This window comes from Nocardia sp. CC227C (genome assembly GCF_030767025.1).
Lineage (GTDB): Bacteria > Actinomycetota > Actinomycetes > Mycobacteriales > Mycobacteriaceae > Nocardia.
This window is the reverse complement of sequence record NZ_JASITE010000002.1, coordinates 68,049-84,837: the sequence shown is the minus strand read 5'-3', so window position 1 is coordinate 84,837 and position 16,789 is coordinate 68,049. Positions and strand designations below refer to the sequence as shown.

At 70.4% G+C, this 16,789-nt stretch carries 15 protein-coding genes; 9 read left to right on the top strand and 6 right to left on the bottom strand.

The annotated features are described in order from the left end of the window. Window position 1: 1 nt before the first annotated feature. Together QMO76_RS03690 and QMO76_RS03685 are read right to left on the bottom strand one after the other, a co-directional pair. On the bottom strand, window positions 2-1,705 hold the full coding sequence (locus QMO76_RS03690) for an AMP-binding protein (RefSeq protein WP_306359732.1): 1,704 nt from the start codon (window positions 1,703-1,705) through the stop codon (window positions 2-4). After that, window positions 1,702-3,345 carry an AMP-binding protein gene (locus QMO76_RS03685; RefSeq protein ID WP_306360170.1) on the bottom strand — a complete coding sequence of 548 codons (1,644 nt, stop codon included), beginning with the start codon at window positions 3,343-3,345 and terminating at the stop codon, window positions 1,702-1,704. The genes QMO76_RS03690 and QMO76_RS03685 overlap by 4 nt, the downstream gene beginning before the upstream one ends. Window positions 3,346-3,414: 69 nt before the next feature. Between QMO76_RS03685 and QMO76_RS03680 the strand changes: the two genes are divergently transcribed. Further along, a complete protein-coding gene (locus QMO76_RS03680; RefSeq protein WP_306359731.1) occupies window positions 3,415-4,281 on the top strand; it encodes a LuxR C-terminal-related transcriptional regulator in 867 nt (288 codons plus the stop codon). 92 nt (window positions 4,282-4,373) lie between these two features. On the opposite strand, the gene QMO76_RS03675 is transcribed toward QMO76_RS03680, so the two are convergent. Further along, on the bottom strand, window positions 4,374-6,140 hold the full coding sequence (locus QMO76_RS03675) for a sigma-54-dependent Fis family transcriptional regulator (protein WP_306359730.1): 1,767 nt from the start codon (window positions 6,138-6,140) through the stop codon (window positions 4,374-4,376). A gap of 443 nt (window positions 6,141-6,583) precedes the next feature. Here QMO76_RS03675 and QMO76_RS03670 point away from each other — a divergent pair, with 443 nt between their 5' ends. Both QMO76_RS03670 and QMO76_RS03665 read left to right on the top strand, forming a co-directional pair. After that, the gene (locus QMO76_RS03670) at window positions 6,584-7,903 is read left to right on the top strand and encodes a hypothetical protein (protein ID WP_306359729.1); all 1,320 of its coding nucleotides are present in this window, start codon (window positions 6,584-6,586) and stop codon (window positions 7,901-7,903) included. After that, window positions 7,900-8,844 carry an ARPP-1 family domain-containing protein gene (locus QMO76_RS03665; RefSeq protein WP_306359728.1) on the top strand — a complete coding sequence of 315 codons (945 nt, stop codon included), beginning with the start codon at window positions 7,900-7,902 and terminating at the stop codon, window positions 8,842-8,844. Before QMO76_RS03670 ends, QMO76_RS03665 begins: the two co-directional genes overlap by 4 nt. A 167-nt stretch (window positions 8,845-9,011) precedes the next feature. Here QMO76_RS03665 and QMO76_RS03660 read toward each other — a convergent pair whose 3' ends face one another. The 3 genes from QMO76_RS03660 to QMO76_RS03650 form a co-directional block, all read right to left on the bottom strand. Continuing rightward, the gene (locus QMO76_RS03660) at window positions 9,012-9,482 is read right to left on the bottom strand and encodes a hypothetical protein (protein ID WP_306359727.1); all 471 of its coding nucleotides are present in this window, start codon (window positions 9,480-9,482) and stop codon (window positions 9,012-9,014) included. Window positions 9,483-9,675: 193 nt separating this feature from the next. Further along, window positions 9,676-10,425 carry an SDR family oxidoreductase gene (locus QMO76_RS03655; protein ID WP_306359726.1) on the bottom strand — a complete coding sequence of 250 codons (750 nt, stop codon included), beginning with the start codon at window positions 10,423-10,425 and terminating at the stop codon, window positions 9,676-9,678. A 43-nt stretch (window positions 10,426-10,468) separates the two neighbouring features. Further along, window positions 10,469-10,846 carry a hypothetical protein gene (locus QMO76_RS03650; RefSeq protein ID WP_306359725.1) on the bottom strand — a complete coding sequence of 126 codons (378 nt, stop codon included), beginning with the start codon at window positions 10,844-10,846 and terminating at the stop codon, window positions 10,469-10,471. Between the two features lie 415 nt (window positions 10,847-11,261). Between QMO76_RS03650 and QMO76_RS03645 the strand changes: the two genes are divergently transcribed. The 6 genes from QMO76_RS03645 to QMO76_RS03620 all read left to right on the top strand — a co-directional run bounded on the left by QMO76_RS03645 (window position 11,262) and on the right by QMO76_RS03620 (window position 16,638). After that, the gene (locus QMO76_RS03645) at window positions 11,262-11,846 is read left to right on the top strand and encodes a sigma-70 family RNA polymerase sigma factor (protein WP_306359724.1); all 585 of its coding nucleotides are present in this window, start codon (window positions 11,262-11,264) and stop codon (window positions 11,844-11,846) included. 31 nt (window positions 11,847-11,877) lie between these two features. Beyond that, the gene (locus QMO76_RS03640) at window positions 11,878-12,537 is read left to right on the top strand and encodes a hypothetical protein (protein ID WP_306359723.1); all 660 of its coding nucleotides are present in this window, start codon (window positions 11,878-11,880) and stop codon (window positions 12,535-12,537) included. Further along, on the top strand, window positions 12,521-13,096 hold the full coding sequence (locus tag QMO76_RS03635; protein ID WP_306359722.1) for a DUF6529 family protein: 576 nt from the start codon (window positions 12,521-12,523) through the stop codon (window positions 13,094-13,096). Before QMO76_RS03640 ends, QMO76_RS03635 begins: the two co-directional genes overlap by 17 nt. Before the next feature lie 72 nt (window positions 13,097-13,168). Continuing rightward, window positions 13,169-13,639: a ubiquinol-cytochrome c reductase iron-sulfur subunit gene (locus QMO76_RS03630; RefSeq protein ID WP_306359721.1), complete on the top strand. Its 471-nt coding sequence runs from the start codon at window positions 13,169-13,171 to the stop codon at window positions 13,637-13,639. A gap of 152 nt (window positions 13,640-13,791) precedes the next feature. Further along, the gene (locus QMO76_RS35265; protein WP_372341893.1) at window positions 13,792-15,300 is read left to right on the top strand and encodes an N-acetylmuramoyl-L-alanine amidase; all 1,509 of its coding nucleotides are present in this window, start codon (window positions 13,792-13,794) and stop codon (window positions 15,298-15,300) included. Window positions 15,301-15,633: 333 nt separating this feature from the next. After that, entirely contained in the window at window positions 15,634-16,638 is a 1,005-nt protein-coding gene (locus QMO76_RS03620; protein WP_306359720.1) for an Hsp70 family protein, read from the top strand. Window positions 16,639-16,789: the final 151 nt, after the last annotated feature.

The following is a 16,789-nucleotide window of genomic DNA, read 5'->3' as shown; positions in this document are numbered from 1 at the left end:
GTCACGTCCTGGCGTCGGAAAGTACGTCCTCGTATCGGTATTCGGTCGGGATGGCGATTCCCGTGGCGTGCGCCTGTTCCTCCCGCTGGCGTAGCTCCACGCGGCGGATCTTCCCCGAGATCGTCTTGGGCAGCTCGGTGAACTCCAAGCGTCGCACACGGAGATAGGGCGCGAGGTGATCACGGGCGTATTCCATTATGGCGCGCGCCGTTTCGCGGGTCGGTTCCCACCCCGCGGCGAGCGTCACATAGGCCTTGGGAACGGTCAGGCGGGTGTCGTCGGGCTGCGGCACCACCGCGGCCTCCACCACGGCCGGATGTTCGATGAGCACGCTCTCCAGTTCGAACGGCGAGACCTTGTAGTCGGAGGACTTGAACACGTCGTCGGTGCGGCCGACGTAGGTGATGTAGCCGTCGGCGTCCCGGCTGGCCACATCCCCGGTGTGGTAGTAGCCGTCGGCCATGACCGCGGCATTGCGTTCGGGATCGCCCAGATAGCCCGTCATGAGATTGACCGGCGCGGCGCTCAGATCCAGACAGATCTCGCCCTCGTCACCGAGTTCACCGCTGATCGGATCGACCAGCGCCACCGGCACTCCCGGCGCGGGACGGCCCATGGACCCGGCCTTGACCGGCTGCCCCGGCGTATTGCCCACCTGCAAGGTGGTCTCCGTCTGGCCGAAGCCGTCGCGGATGGTGAGCCCCCACGCCTTCTCCACCTGCGCGATGACATCCGGATTGAGCGGTTCACCCGCGCCGAGGATTTCGCGCAGTCCGGTCGGGCGCTCGCCCAGATCGGCCTGGATCAGCATGCGCCACACCGTCGGCGGCGCGCAGAAGGTGTTCACCTCGGCGCGGCGCAACTGCGCGAGCAGCGCCGCGGCGTCGAACCGGCCGTAGTTGTAGACGAAGACGGTCGCCTCCGCGATCCACGGCGTGAAGAAGCAGCTCCACGCGTGCTTGGCCCAGCCCGGCGCGCTGATGGCCAGATGCACGTCGCCGGGCCGCACGCCGATCCAGTACATGGTGGACAGGTGGCCGACCGGATAGCTGATCTGCGAGTGCTGCACCATCTTCGGCTTGCTGGTGGTTCCGGAGGTGAAATACACCAGCAGCGGATCCTCGACCGTGGTGACCGCCGTGAACGGTCCCGCCGACAGGTACGTCGACGATTCGGCGTAGCCGTGCCAGCCGGGGATCTGCCCGCCCACCACGATGCGCCGGTAATCGCCCGCGACCTCGGTGAACTTCGGGGCGTCGGCGGCATTGGCGATGACGAAGCGCACCGCGCCGCGTTCGATCCGGTCGGCGAGATCGGCGGGGCCGAGCGCCGCCGTGGTCGGCATGATGACCGCGCCCAGCTTGGCGATGGCCAGCATGGCCTCCCACAGTTCGACCTGATTGCCGAGCATCAGCAATACCCGGTCACCCTTGCCGACGCCCAGCGCCGACAGCCAGGTGGCCACCTGATCGGAGCGGGCCGCCATCTCGTCGAAGGTGACGCGCTGCTCGCGGCCGTCCTCCTCCACGATCCAGAGGGCGGGGCGGTCGTTGCCGCGGGCGATCACGTCGAACCAGTCCGTCGCCCAGTTGAACGTGCCGGTCAGCCGCGGCCAGGCGAACTCGCGCACGGCAGCGTCGTAATCGGTCGCGGCGGCGACCAACTGATCCCGAGCGGCGCGGTAGGCATCGGTGTTCGCGGTCATCGGTCCTCCTCGGACAGGCCGAGCAGGCGCGCGGCGACCTCGCGCATCTCGACCTTGCGGATCTTGCCGGTGACGGTCATGGGGAACTCGTCGACGACGTGGACGTAACGGGGGATCTTGAAATGCGCCAGGCGGCCGGTGCAGAACTCGCGCAGCGCCTTCGGGGTCAACAGCGGGGCGTCCTCGCGCAGGCGCACCCAGGCCATGAGCTCCTCGCCGTACTTGGCGTCGGGCACCCCGATCACCTGGGCGTCGAGGATGTCCGGATGGGTGTAGAGGAACTCCTCGATCTCGCGCGGATAGATGTTCTCCCCGCCGCGGATCACCATGTCCTTGATCCGGCCGGTGATGGCGACGTAGCCCTCGTCGTCCATGGTGGCCAGATCGCCGGTGTGCATCCAGCGCGCGGAATCGATCGCCTCCGCGGTCTTCTCGGGATCGTTCCAGTAGCCGAGCATGACCGAGTAGCCGCGGGTGCACAGCTCGCCGGGTTCGCCGCGCGGCACCGTCAGCCCCGTCACCGGGTCCACGATCTTGATCTCGGTGTGCGGTCCGGCGCGGCCCACGGTGGCGGTGCGCTGCACCAGGCTGTCGTCGCGGCGGGTCTGAGTGGAGACCGGTGAGGTCTCGGTCATGCCGTAGCAGATCGACACCTCGCGCATGCCCATGCGCTCGATGACCTGTTTCATCACCTCCACCGGGCACGGCGACCCGGCCATGATGCCGGTGCGCAGCGAGGACAGGTCGTAGGAGTCGAAATCCGGTTCGGCCAGTTCGGCGATGAACATGGTCGGCACCCCGTACAGCGAGGTGCAGCGTTCGGCCGCCACCGCCGCCAGGGTGGCCTTCGGATCGAAGGCCGGGGCCGGGACGACCATGGTCGCGCCGTGGCTGGTGGCCGCCAGATTGCCCATGACCATGCCGAAGCAGTGGTAGAAGGGCACCGGAATGCAGATCCGGTCCTGCTCGGTGTAACCGCACAGCTCACCCACGAAGTATCCGTTGTTGAGGATGTTGTGGTGGCTCAGCGTCGCACCCTTGGGGAAACCCGTTGTGCCCGAGGTGTACTGGATGTTGATGGGATCGTCGGGGGAGAGGGCGGCCTGTGCCCGCGCCAGCTCGTCCCGGTCGGCGGTGCGTCCGGCCTCGAACAGCGCCCGCCAGTCGGCGGAATCCAGCAGGATCACCCGGTCGAGATCGGGGCAGTCCGCCCGCACCTCGTCGATCATGGCCGCGTAGTCCGAGGTCTTGAACGCCGGTGCCGCGATCAGGGCGCGAATTCCGGCCTGCCGCAGCACGTATCGCAGCTCGTGCGAGCGGTACGCCGGATTGATGTTCACCAGGATCGCGCCGATCTTGGCCGTCGCGTACTGCGTCAGCGTCCACTGCGGGCAGTTCGGCGACCAGACGCCCACCCGGTCGCCCTTGCCGATCCCCGCCGCCAGCAGACCCAGCGCGAGCGCGTCGACCTCGGCGACGAACTCCCGGTAGGTCCAGCGCTCGCCGGAACCGTGGTCGACCAGCGCCTCGCGGTGCGGATGCGCGGCGGCCGTGCGGTCGAGGTTGTCGCCGATGGTGTCGCCGAGCAGCGGCGCATCCCAGACGCCGAAGGTATAGCTCACCGGCCGGAGCCGGTCCATGCTCTTGCTCACTCCGATAGGATCCACATCACACCGATCCGCCGACTACCCCCGAAAAGGTGTATCCCGATGACCCGCACAGCCGACTCGCTGCGGCCCCGCGACGCCGATGCGCTGCGGGCCGAACTGCGTCGGATCGCGACCGCGACCGGGGCTCCGGTCGCCTTCGGCGGCGCGGTCCAAGCGGGGACGCTGGTGCTCAGCGAGTTCATCGGCACCCGCACCAACGGTATGCGCGGACTCGCGGTCCAGCCGCAGTCCGGACTGGGCGGCCGGGCGGTGGCCAGTCGGCGGCCGACGTCGGTGGCGGACTACCGCTCGGACTCCACCATCACCCACCACTACGACGTTCCGGTGCTCGGCGAGGGGCTGCGGGCCGTGGTGGCGGTGCCGGTGGTGGTCGCGGGGGAGTCCCGGGCGGTGCTCTACGTCGCCAACCGCGACCCCAGTCCCATCGGCGACCGCATCGCCGAATTCATGGTGCAGGCCGGTCGCCGCCTGAGCCTGGAGTTGACCATTCGCGACGAGGTGGACCGGCGCGTGCGCCTGCATACCGCGCAACCCCGGCGTCCCGTCGCGCCCGCCGCGGATGCCGTCGTCACCGAACAGCTTCGGGATCTGCACGCCGAACTGCGCGGCCTCACCCAGGAAGTCTCCGATGGCACCGCCCGCGAGCGTCTGCGGGCGATGTCCGAACGGCTCGCGCGCCTCGTCTCGGGTGTCACCGCACCCGACGATCCGGTCACCCTGGCTCCCCGCGAGGTCGACGTCCTCGCCCAGATCGCCCTCGGCTGTACCAATATCGAAGCGGCCCAGCGACTTTCCCTGAAACCGGAAACAGTGAAGAGCTATCTGCGCAGCGCCATGGTCAAACTCGGCGCGCACACCCGCCACGAGGCGGTGGTGCAGGCCCGCCGCCACGGCCTGCTCCCGTAGCCCGGGCTCGTCGCCACCGTGCCGGATCGCGCGTCGGCGGCGGTGCGGACGGGCGTCGGTGAGCGCGGTGGGTGCGTCTCCGGTGACGTCGGCTACGCGGTGGGCCGGATGCCGTAGGACTCGATCTTGCGGTAGAGCGATGAGCGGGCGATGCCGAGCATCCGGGCGGCGTGATGGCGGTTGCCGCCGACCTGGACCAGCGCCTTGACGATGGCGTCGCGTTCCACCACCTCGATGGGCGTGAGCACCCGGCGGCTGGCGGCGAAACAGGATTCGGGCAGGTCGGCGCGGCGCAGATCGCCCGCCGGGCGGCGGGCCAGAGCGGTGCGCAGGGCGTCGCGGAGTTCGGCGATATTGCCGGGCCAGTCGTAGCCGAGCAGCACGCGCATGGCGTCCGGGGTCGGGTGCACCGCGCGCCGGGGGGCCAGCGTGCTCAGCAGGCGCGGAATGATCTGGCGCAGATCGTCGATGTGGTGGCGCAGGGCGGGCACTGTGATCGAATGCTCGAAATGCCGGAGTACCGCGTCCAACCGTCCGGGCTCGGCCGATTCGGCGGTCGTCATGGTCACCGCCAGCCAGTGGTCCGCGGTGTCCACGGCGGTGAGGCGGGCCGCCAGTTCCTCCACCGTCCGGTCGGACAGTTCGTTCAGGTGCGCGAGCACGACGGTGGCCGGTCGCGGCGCGTCCCACGCGGCGTCGAAGCGGCTCGACACGGCATCGTCGCGGCAGTCGACCACCACCAGGGAGCGGGTCGGATAGGTGTGGCGGTGGGCGGCGGCGATCAGGGCGCGCTTGCCCACACCCGGCTCGCCGAGCATGACCAGCGGTCGTCGCGCCCGCGCGGTCTCGAGCACGTCGGAGCAGGCCATCCGCCAGGCGGGCGATTCACCGGGCACCTCCGACAGGCCGATCCGCCGGGTGGTGTGGGGGATCGCGCGTGCCGCCGCGGGGGCGAGGTCGACCTGTAGGACCACACCGGCCGCCGGACCGTCCGCCGGTACCGGAATCGAGCGCACCCGAGCCTTCCGCCCGGTCGGCAGATCGACCGTCACGACCGTGCCGCGCGCACCCGTCAGCCCCGCCGCGAGTTCGCGCAGGCGGATGCGGTCGTGCGGGCTGAGTTCGGCATCCGCGCGGGCATCGGTCATGAAGACCTCCCCGGCGAGGGCGACCGTGGGGGTGCGGCCCATCCGGCCGACCCGCAGGAAGCTGTCCAGCACCGCCTGCTGCCCCAGCGACGCCGTGGCGCGCAGCTCGCTCTCGATGCCGCGGGCCGCCTCCCGCACCAGGGCCAGCATGAGGCCGTTGGCATCCTTGGCCAGGCAGCTCAGATCCAGAACGCCCTGCACCGCGCCGGTCAGCGGATCGCGGACGGGCGCACCCGCGCACGCGAAGACCGTGATGTTCTCCGCGTAATGCTCCGCGCCCCGGATCAGCACGGCCTTTCCGGCGGCGAGTGCGGTGCCGACACCGTTGGTGCCGACCGTGTCCTCGGTGTAGACGAAGCCCGGCGCGAAGAACACCCCGTCGAACCGGCCGGTCAGAAACCGCTGATTGTCGCGGCGCAGCAGCACGCGACCGCTCTGATCGGCCAGTGCGATGCTCACCGGCATATCACTCAGCTCGCGTTCCAGCCGGTCGATCACCGGCAGCGCGCAGCGCGCGAATCGTCCGTGCAGATCCAGGTCGTCCAGGTAGGTCCGGTCGAGCACATTCTCGACATCGTCGACCCCCGCGTGCACCGAACGCTGCCACGAGGCCACGACCAGGTCCGATACCGCACCGGATGGAATATCGCCCGCGGCGACGAATACCTCGCGTGCGCGTTCGACACCGATCGTGTCATCTCCAGCGTCCACCGCACTCCTCGAGCTATCGAATCGTCGGAAGAACGGCGGGGGTGAATACGCCGTCAGCGGATTGTCCGCAGTGCGCGCGCGACTCGTCAAGGGGCAACTGTCCCAAAGTGGGACAGCGGACCGACTCCTCGGTTGCGCACACTGGTAGAACCGACGACGAATCCGCGTGCGGTGTGAGCGAATCCAAGTTGGGGGCTCACGCCGCGGCGTCAGTTGACGGTCTGCTCCGGAGCATGGTGACAACGTCGTCGCCCGTGGCCGCCCGCCCAAGGCCGCGTCGCCCCGGAACAGGTTGCACCCCTCCCTCGGCCACCCGCGCGAGCCCGAAGTGCCCTCGGGCTCGAGCGGGTGGCCGCTTCGCCGGTGCCTGCCGAGCTGTGAAAGCGGCTGCGCCGCAATAAAATCAGTGGTCACGGTGGTGGGACCGCTCCTACACTGCCGGAATGAATACCGCGTTTCTGCTCGACCACTTCCGAACTCACGATGCGCCGCTGGCGCTTTCGCGAGCCGGGGTCGTGGGCTGGGACGACGCGGACCTCCACCGTATCGCCTACGCCGACGATCCCGAGGGCTACGTGCTGCTCGCCCTCGTCCCCGGGGTGCACCCGCAACAGCGTGCGCGCGTGCTGCTGTGCGCGCTGAGCGCGTCGCGCGCGGGACTCGACGCCGCCACCCGCGACATCCTGGATCGGGCCGTGCGCGCGCTCATCTTCGGGCTGCCCCCGCACTCGGTCGTTACGGTGCTGCTCGCGCTGCGCCGGCTGCGGGTCAACCACAAGCACACCACCCGCGCCGTGCTGACCTTCGTCCTGGAGCATCCGGAGGCGGAGCGGCTCATCGCGGCGCGCCGTCCCGCACTGGTGGACTGCTTCGAGCACGCGCTCGGCAAGGTCACCGCGCGCGGGTGCGCCCGGCGCATCGCCGCGGGCGACAGCGGATCTCCGGAACTGCGCCGGGCGCTGCTGCGGTTCACGGTGCACCCGCAGCGGGCATGCGCCCGGGTCGCGGCGCTGTACGGACCCGGCACCCACGGGGCGCCCGCGCCCCGGGAGCCGGTCGTCGCGCTGGAACCCCCGCGGGTGCGCCCGGCCGTGGTGACGGTGACCAACCGCGGCGATATCGCGGCCACGCTGGTGCATCTGTACCGAGGCGGCTCGGACCCCGAATTGCGCACGGCGCTGGCCGGATACGTGGCCGCGGCCGCCGGTGACCTGCCTCGGCTGCACGCCACCGTCGCCCTGGTGCTCGACACCTCGGATTCGCTGCGCGGCTACGGCGAGCGGGAATGGGCGCTGCAGTCCCAGGCGCAGGCGCTGCGGCTGGTGCTCGGTGCGGTGTGCGCGCGCCTGACCGTGATCGAGATCGGTGACGAGCAGCGCGGCCCCACCGACCTGGCCACCGGCCTGCTCGACGCCCTCGACACCGCGCCCGATCTGGTGGCGGTGGTCACCGACGGGTACGAGAACCGCTACCCGGGCGACCTGGCGCGCGTGGTGGACACCCTGCCGCGCGCGGGCGTCGAGACGCCGATCGTGCTGTGCCGGTCGCTGTTCACCGACGGCGACGACCGTGCCCGCCGCGATCCGGCCCCGGCCCTGCCGCACCAGGACTTCTGGCATCAGGACGATTTCGCCGCCCTGCTCCCGTGGCTGTTCGCACACTGCCCGGCGGGAGCGGACTGGATCCGCACCACGGCACTGCGGTTCCTGGCACGACACCCCGCGACCGCGGTGCCGGAAGACTCGGAAGGAGTGCGCATATGACCCGGCTCGACACCCTGATCCCCAGCCCGCTCGCATTGCCCGGCTACCGGCTCGGTGTACCGCAGCGCGCGGGTGCGCTCACCATGGTGCCCGTGTACGGGCCCGGCCGTCCCGGCATCGTGCCGCCCCGTTCCGGACTGAAACTGAAGCGAGTGGTCGGCTACGGAAATGTGGAGCTGCACAACGGTTCCGACTCCGGAGTCGCCATCGTGCCGCTGCACATCGGCTACATCCAGGACGGCGCGCAGAATCATGCGCTGTGCTCGGCCGCGCTGCTGGCGGCGGGGCAGACCCGGCTGTTCCGGGATGCCTGCTGCGTGCAGGCCGCACAGGGCGGCTACCTGGAGGGCCGCGATCAGTGGTTCTTCGTGCTGCCCTGGGAACTGCGCACCCGCGCGCTGGAACTGCGTGGGCGCGAGGGCTATTCGAAGCTGTGGCCGGATATCGCCGCGGTCAACCGGTGCTACGGGCTGCCCGAGCGTGGGCACCTGGAGCAGATCCTCACCCGCAAGCGGGCCGTGCTGACCCGTTTCCGCAGCCGTCTGGAGCGCGTACCGGAGCAACTCGGCGCGGTGTTCTTCGTGGGTGAGCGGTTCGCGGGGTTGGAACTCGCGCCTGATCCGCGCTTCTTCGCCGAGATGTGGATGCCGCTGGTGTGTTTCGCCTACGGTGTGGCCGCCTGGCAGGCCGAGCCGGAGCCGGTGGACCCGGTACCGTTCGAGGCCACCGACCTCGCCGGAATCCGGACCGCCCTGGAACGGTCACGCGCCGAGCGCGATCACGCGGTGCTCGCTCGGCTGCCCGCGGCCGGTGATCTCGCCGCGGTGGAGGAGGAGCGCTACCTGGGCCTGCGCCTGCACACCGTCACGGGGTCGGGTCTGGCGGGCCAAGTGGTGAGCGAATCCGGGCGGGTCGTCTACGCCTCGATATTCGCCGCCTGAAATGAGTTGCGCGACAGCGGGAAAGCGAGTTCACTAGGACATACGGGAACTGTGCCGAGCACGGTGGGAACCGACTTCATCCCATATGGAGTAATCGCCTGAGAAGCGAAGTTCGCCCCATCACTGCGTCGGCCGCCCATCCCGTTCCCCCGCCGCGGCGGACCCGCTCACCGACGCACGGTCAGCAGGGCGGCGATGCGGTCGAGTTCGGTCGGGAATTCGCCCCCGTCTAGTCGGTCGTCCGGCTCCATCATGCCGTCGGCCAGCGGCCGGGCGGTGACCCGGTGGTCGATCCGCTGCTGCGATCCGGACGGTCGCCGTTCCGCCAGGACCGCCCGGCGGGCCCGCAATTCGGCCCGTAGCGCGTCCATGAAGCACAGGTACTCGGCCGAGGGCACGCAGATCTCGCGGGCCGGTGTCCGGTGCGCGGACCGCAGGCGCGAGGACGCCGGGACGACCACACCGTGGCGCGGCGTCGTGCCCGCGGCCTCCTGGGTGCGCAACCAGGCCCGCATATTGCCGGAGGCGATACTGGGCAGGAGTTCGACGGCACGGTCCCACTCCAGCCCCTCGACGGCGCGCGGATCGCTCACCGCGGTCACGACGACGGCATATGCCGTACCCACGGTTGCGATCATCCGCATCAACCCCTTGTCCTGTCGTGCCGTTCGCCGCGCTCCGGGTCCGCTCGTGGGCCGGGACTCGTTGTGATCTTTCAGGATACGACGAAATATATTGCACTACTGGGCGTTTCATTACGCATATTGTTCGGTCGTTCCCGTCCGCCGGTCGGCCGCCCGGTTTGCTGGGCCGGTGCGCGATCGCGGCGGCTCAGCTCACCCGCGCCACCACCGCGCGCGGCAGCCGGGGCAGGACCGCGCCGATCAGCCGCCAGGGCCAGGCGGGCACATCGGCGCGCGCGGGCTCGCGCTCGATGGCGGCGACCATGGCGGCCACGCCCTTGTCCAGCGAGGCAACCAGTTTCGCGTCCCCCGCCTGCGCCGACATCTCGGTGGCGATGAAACCCGGCTGCACGGTCGTGACGGTGATCGGGCTGCTCCGCAACTCGATGGCCAGACCCTCGCCGAGTGCGGACAGCCCGGCTTTGCTGGCCGCGTACGCCGCCTTCTTGCCGGGCAGCCCGCGCACCGCGCTCATGGAGGAGATCAGCACCAGATGACCGGACCGCTGCTCGCGGAGGATGCCCAGGGCGGCCTCGGCCTGGGCCAGCGCACTCACGAAATTGGTGGTGGTGGTGGCGATATTGGCCTCGGCGCGCCCGGTGCCCACTCGGGCGCCCTTCCCGATACCGGCGTTCACGATGATCCGGTCCAGCCCGCCCAGTTCCTCGCGCAACTCGCCGAAGACCTTCGGCACCGCCGCGTGGTCGTCCACGTCCAGGGCCCGCACCGCGACGGTGATGTCCGGATGGGCGGCGCGCAGCTCATCGCGCAGTTCCGTCAACCGGTCCAGGCGGCGGGCGCACAGCGCCAGATCGCGGCCTCGGCGGGCGAACTCGCGGGCCATGCCCGCACCGAGTCCGGAACTCGCTCCGGTGATCAGGATTCTGCGCCTCGTCATACCGCCACCCTAGCCGGACCGCACGGTCGGAATGCGGTACTCGTCAGCCGAACGAGCCGGTGCTGGGCGGTGTGGGGACCATGCGCCAGCTGCCGCAGTTGTCGCTGCGGAATGCCACATCGGTTGCCTTGATCTCCACCCGCACGGGACGCACCCGGGTGAAGTCGCTGGCGATGATGTAATAGTTCGGATCGTTGTAGTCGGTATCGGTCTGGACTTTCCACAGCCGCCGCCAGAAACAGGCCACGGCGGGATCCTCGACGCCACTGGCCTCGTAGTAACCCGGCTGTATATCGACGCCGACCAGGTACTGGCCATCGCCCGGTATTTCCGCGGCCGGTGCGGCGGCGGCGAAACCCGACGTCAGCGGCGTGAGCGCGGACGCCATTACCCCCGCGATCGCAAGCGTGCGCAGTCGCACGGCGGTCCTCCCTCGCAGTTCGCGACGGCCGCGCGCAGCTTTCCGGTGCGTGCGGCCCCGTGGTGACAGATCCCCGAATCTCTCCGGGCGCAGGTTTATCAGAGAATGTGTGGAGAAATGTGATGAACGCCCGAATTCATTGCGTACAAACCGGTTTCAATGTGCTCGAGCGGGAGGGTGGCGCGAGCGATTTCAGAGTAGTCCCCGCGGGTTCCCCTCGGACCCACGGGGACCGCGCCGCCGGCTTCCGGAGGGTGGCGCGGGAGAAACGGTACCGGACGGTTTCACAACTGGGCAAACCGGCCATTCGCTTAGCTTTGCGAATGGTTTGAGTGGCAATCCGACCGTTCGGACGTTTCGGAATTAGGTATCGACCACCGATGTCGTTCCCGGGTCGGATCGCGATATTCAGGACATGACACACTTGCGGCCCCTCCCCACCTTGACCGCCACCCGCACCGGTCCGCCGGGCTGCGCCGACCGCTGCGCCGGGCTGTGCACCGATTCCGGCCTCGCCGAGGTCCTCCGCGCCGACAAGGCCCTGCTGCACTGGCGCGCCCTGCGCCGCCTGGGCGACCCCGGGCTGGCCGAGCACGCCGTCCAGGAGACCCTGCTCCGGGCCTGGCGCGCCTGCGGCACCTACAACCCCGACCGCGGCAGCGTGCGCACCTGGCTGCTCACCATCGAACGCAATGTCCTCACCGATATCGCCCGGATGCGCGCCGCCCGCCCCGGCGACAGCGCCTGGGACGAACTCGGCGACGTGGCCGAAGGCCACTACGCCCGCCCGGACTTCGCCGACACCCTCGCCGACGGCCTGCTGGTGGCGGAACTGCTCGCCCGCCTGCCCGCACCGCAGCGCGACGCCGTGGTCCAGGTCATCCTGAACGACCGCGCCTACCAGGACGTGGCCGCCGATATGGGGATCCCCGTCGGCACCGTCAAAACCCGGGTGCACTACGCCCTGCGCTCCCTGCGCCGACAGCCCCTCAGCGCCTGACCCACCCCGCCACGCCGCACCAGGAGTTCCGATGAAACGGGCCGGTCCCATCCTCACCCTCATCGCAGTGGCCGCCGTCGGCGGCGGCCTGCTGCTGACCAATATCGTCACCCGGGGCGGCAGCGACTCCGCGCCCGCCGACAGCGCCGGTCCCGCCACCGCCGTCACGGCACCCGCCACCGCGAATCCCACCGGCGCGAGTCCCACCACCGCGAGTCCCACCACCGTGCCGCCCACCGCCGCCGCGACCCCGTTCCCGGCCCAGGCCGACTACGTGACCACCATCGCGACCGAGAACCGCCCGCTCACCCTGTCGGTCACGGTCACCGGGGATCGTTCGGTCGCCTACGTCTGCGACGGCGCGAGCGTCGAGAGCTGGCTGCGCGGCGACGCCGCCGCCGGGCGCACCGAGCTGTCGGGCAAGGAGTCCCGGATCGAAGCCGCCCTCCTCGACGGCGCGCTGACCGGGCTGCTGACGCTGGGGGAGCGCAGCTGGGAATTCACCGCACCCGCCGTGCGAGACCCGGCGGGGATCTACATCGACCGCGACGCGGGCGCGCGCGACAGCTGGGTGGTCGCCCCCGACGGCTCGGTCACGGGCGTGCGCCGCAATGCCGACGGGTCCACCTCACCCGCCCCGAACCTGGCTCCCGACGCCCGGAAGGTGACCGGTGATGACGACGACTTCTGAGCCGCCCGCCCGCGAAAACGGCGGTAACACAACGGCTTCGGCCATCGCCCTGATCGTGCTCGCGGGCGCGGCCACCGCCGTCGCGCTCGGTGTCTACGGTGCGGTGCACACCCCGGCGGGCACCGCCGTGAGCCTGGCCGGATTCTCCAGCCCCGGCGCGGTGAAGTCCTGGCTCGCCACCGCCGTGGTGGTGCTTGCCGTGGGCCAGGACATCAGTGCGCTGGCCATGTACGGCCTGCTGCCGAGGATTCGCCCCGGCCGGTGGGCCGGGTTCTGGCACGTCTGGTCGGGCCGGCTGGCGGTGCTGATCAGCCTGCCGGTCGCGGTGCACTGTCTCTACGCCTTCGGCTTCGCCACCTTCGACACCCGGGTGCTGGTGCACTCGCTGCTCGGCTGTCTGCTGTACGGCGTCTTCGTCACCAAGATGCTGCTGCTCACCCGAAAAGGGCTGCCCGGCTGGGTGATTCCGCTCGCGGGTGGGTTGCTGTTCACCGGAGTCGTCGGGCTGTGGTTCAGCTCGGCGGTCTGGTACTTCCGGGTCAAGGGATTCGGCGCGTGAACCCGGCGGCCCGCCCGTACGTCGATAACCATGAGCGGTCGTTTCCGGCCCCCTTCGAACAGGAGTGAACCCATGACCCACGACAGTGACATCTCTGATATCTCGACGCCGGACGCCGAGTCCGGCGGCCCGCGGCTGGACCGCCGCACCGCGCTGGCCGGTGTGGGTGTGGCAGCGACCGCCGTGACCCTGGCCGCGTGTTCCAGCTACGGCGGCAGTCAGGCCGATTCGGACGCACCGGAGCAGCGGGCGGAGGGACAGCCCCCGGCCGAGTTGGCCAGGACCGCCGACGTACCGGTGGGCGGCGGGCTCATTGCCGGTGATGTGGTCATCACGCAGGCCGCTGTCGGCGCCTTCCAGGGCTTCTCGTCGACCTGTACGCACGCCGGGTGCAAGGTGAACGAGGTGTCCGACGGCCTGATCAAGTGCCCGTGCCACGGCAGCAGCTTCCGGCTGGACGGCACGGTCGCCAGCGGTCCGGCGGCGCGTCCGCTGAACGGTCGCTCGATCCGGGTCGAGGGCGACCGCATCGTGTCGTCCTGACGGCCTCGTAGCCCCTGACCACTGGTAACAGTTCGATCACAGCGCCGCCAGGCGCTTGCCAGAAGGTAACCAGCGTTGCGAGAGTGAACCACTGGGTTTGGTGTTACTAGTGGGAAGGGAGGGGCGTTCCGCCCGGATCGCCGTCACCGCTTATGAAGCCAAGCATCATCAAGGCTGGTATTCGCACTGCCGTCACGGCCGCGGCGATCACCACCGTGGCCGGGTTCGTCCCGGCCATCGCGCTGGCCGCGCCCGACAACCCCGCGCCCGACGGTCCCGCGATTTCCGAATTGCCCCAGAAGCTCGCCGGGAAGACCGTCTTCCTGGACCCGGGGCACCAGGGCCCCGATCACAACCAGAACATCGCCCGGCCGGTCTCCGACGGCCGGGGCGGCTCCAAGCCGTGCCAGACCACCGGCATGATCACCGTCAACGGCGTCCCCGAGCACACCATCAACTGGAATGTCGCGCAGTTGGTGCGGACCTCGCTCGAGGGCCTCGGCGCGCGGGTCGTCCTCAGCCGGTCCGACGACACCGGCTGGGGCGGCTGCATCGACGAACGCGCGGCCGCGGCCAACCAGTCCGGAGCCGATGTCGCGGTGAGCATCCACGCCGACAGCGCGCCCGCCGAACTGCGCGGCTTCCACCTCATCGTTCCGGAACTGCCGGTGCCCGACGCCAAGGCCACCGAGGTGCAGGGCGGCCCCGGACTGGCCGCCAGCCAGGTCATGCGCGACGCCTATGTGCGCGCCGGGTTCCCCATCGCCGCCTACGGCGGGAACGAGGGCCTGCAGACCCGCGCCGACATCGCCGGTCCGGCGCTGACCCACGTGCCCGACGTCTTCCTCGAAATGGGCAACGGCGCGAACCCCGAGGACGCGCGACTGCTCGAATCGCCCGAGGGGCAATTGCGCCACGCGGTGGCCATCACCACCGGCTTGGCGGCCTTCCTGCTCGGACTGGACCCGGGTCCGGCCGAGCAGGAGCGGGCCGCCGTTCCGGAACCGGCTCCGCAGGTGCAGGCGCAGCCGCCCGCCGCCGCGCCGGAGGTGCCCGTCCCAGCGCCGGAGGTGCCCGCCTATCCGGTGCAGCCCGCTCAGGCCGTCGAGCCGGACCCGGCTCCGGGGGATGAGCAACCGCCGGTGCAGCACGGCGCTCCGCTCGAACCGCAGGCATCCGGCGATTCGACCACTCCGGGGGAGGCACTCCCGGCCGCGCCGGATCCGGATCAGCCGCAACCCGATCAGCCCGCCGCCGTTCCGGCCTCCGGCGTTCCGCACGGCGTCCAGCCGATCTCGGAGGGCGTGCCGATTCCGGCCGGTGCCCCGGCCACCCCGCAGGCTCCCGGCGCGCAGCCGGATCCGCAGGTGCCCGCCGCGGCCGCCAAGCCGAACCCGGCCGCTCCGGCCGCACCGCAACTGCCGAACGCGAAGCCGAGTCCGGGGGCGGCGGCACCGTCCACACCGGGTGCGGACAAGTCGCAGCCGTCGGAGTCCGGATCGCTGAAGACGCTGGTGCAGACCGCCGTGCAGCTGCTGGGGCCGATGGCCAAGATGCTCGGCATGAACAGCCAGGAGACCGGGATCGCCTCCAGCCTGGTCAATCTCGCCTACACGCTGGTCTCGACCCTCATGTCGGAATTGATCGCGCCGAGCGACTGAGCGCCGTGCCCGCGAAGTATCGCCGCCCTCGCACCGAGTTCCCCGGTGCGAGGGCGTTTTTCAGTGCCGGGGGCGGGGGCGGCCCGGCGGCGACGACAAGATCAACACGGACCGACCGGTGCGTGGGATTCGGGCAAACTTCTCGCGATCTCGCTGTCCGCCCGGGTGCGTGGAACCCGAGCCCCCGCTCACCGGCGCTGCCGTCGCCGGGAGGAGCAACTGCGGACAACCGGGTGTCCTCTGCTTGGCAAGCATCCGGCGCGGTGGTTGCCTGAAACACGGGTCGGGTCATGGTGACTGGTGAAACAACGACTCGTCGATCGAGGTGAACTGATGGTGTTCGGCGTTGGTCTCAGTATCGGCACGGTCAATACGGTGTGCGCGACGGCATCGGATCGTGCGGGCAAGAATCCGCCCGGCCGTCGCCGCGGCGCCGTCCCCATTACCTGGCGGACCACCCTCACCTTCGACAGTTCGGGCAATGCCCGCGTCGGCCGGATTCCCAAACACGGTCGCGTCATCACCGAATTCGCCGATCTGACCCAGCGCGGCGCGCCGACCGCACGCGTCGGCCATCGTGCGCTCACGGCACCGGATCTGGTGGCGACCGTGGCGTACAGCGTGATCGAGGAGGTGCTGGGGAAGGCTCCGGCCGCGGATACCGCCGTCACGGTGGCCCATCCGGCCGGGTACTCCGAGGATCACGTGGCCGAACTGCGCGCCGCGCTCGCGGGTGTCGGGCTCGATCGGGCCACGCTGCTGGCCGAGCCCCTCGCGGCGGTGTCCTGGCTCGCCGCCGAGCGCGGCCCGCTCACGCCGGGGCTGGCGCTCGTGTACGACCTGGGTGGCTCCGGGCTCACCGTCACCCTCGTACGCGTGGGGGCGGGCGCGCCCGCCGATCCCATCGTGGGGGAGCCGGTGCGCTCGACCGACTACGGCGGTCGCGCCTTCGGCGGCATGCTCGCGCAGCATCTGCGGCGGCAGGGGAGTTCGGTCGTCTCCCACGTCTCCGACGCCGACGCGAGCGAACTACGCGCCCGCCACGTGCGCCGCTCCCTGACCCTGGTCTACCAGGGCCTGCGCATCGCCGACGTCACCATGGCCGATGTCGACCGCGTGCTGGTCGTCGGCGGGGCCGCCCGTCCGCCCGAGGTGGCCGAGGTGCTCTCGGCCGAACTGGCACGCCCTGTCATCGTGGCGCAGGACCCCGAGCGCACCATCGCCGACGGCGCGGCCATCGCGGCCCGCGACGCCCAACTCGACCATGCGGCCGCGACCCACCGACACCCCGGCTTCGGCCTCTTCCGCCGCCGCCTGGCCCGCGTCGCCGCTCTCTGACGAGCGCGCTCGATTCGCGGTTACAGATAACTCCGTCCGTTGTGATCCGAGTCTCACCGTGCGTCGACGTGTATTCGCCCCGGTCACGACTCGCGAGTAACCAGATATCCGTGACAGCATTATTGACGTAACTTCGGTTTGGTGTAACCAT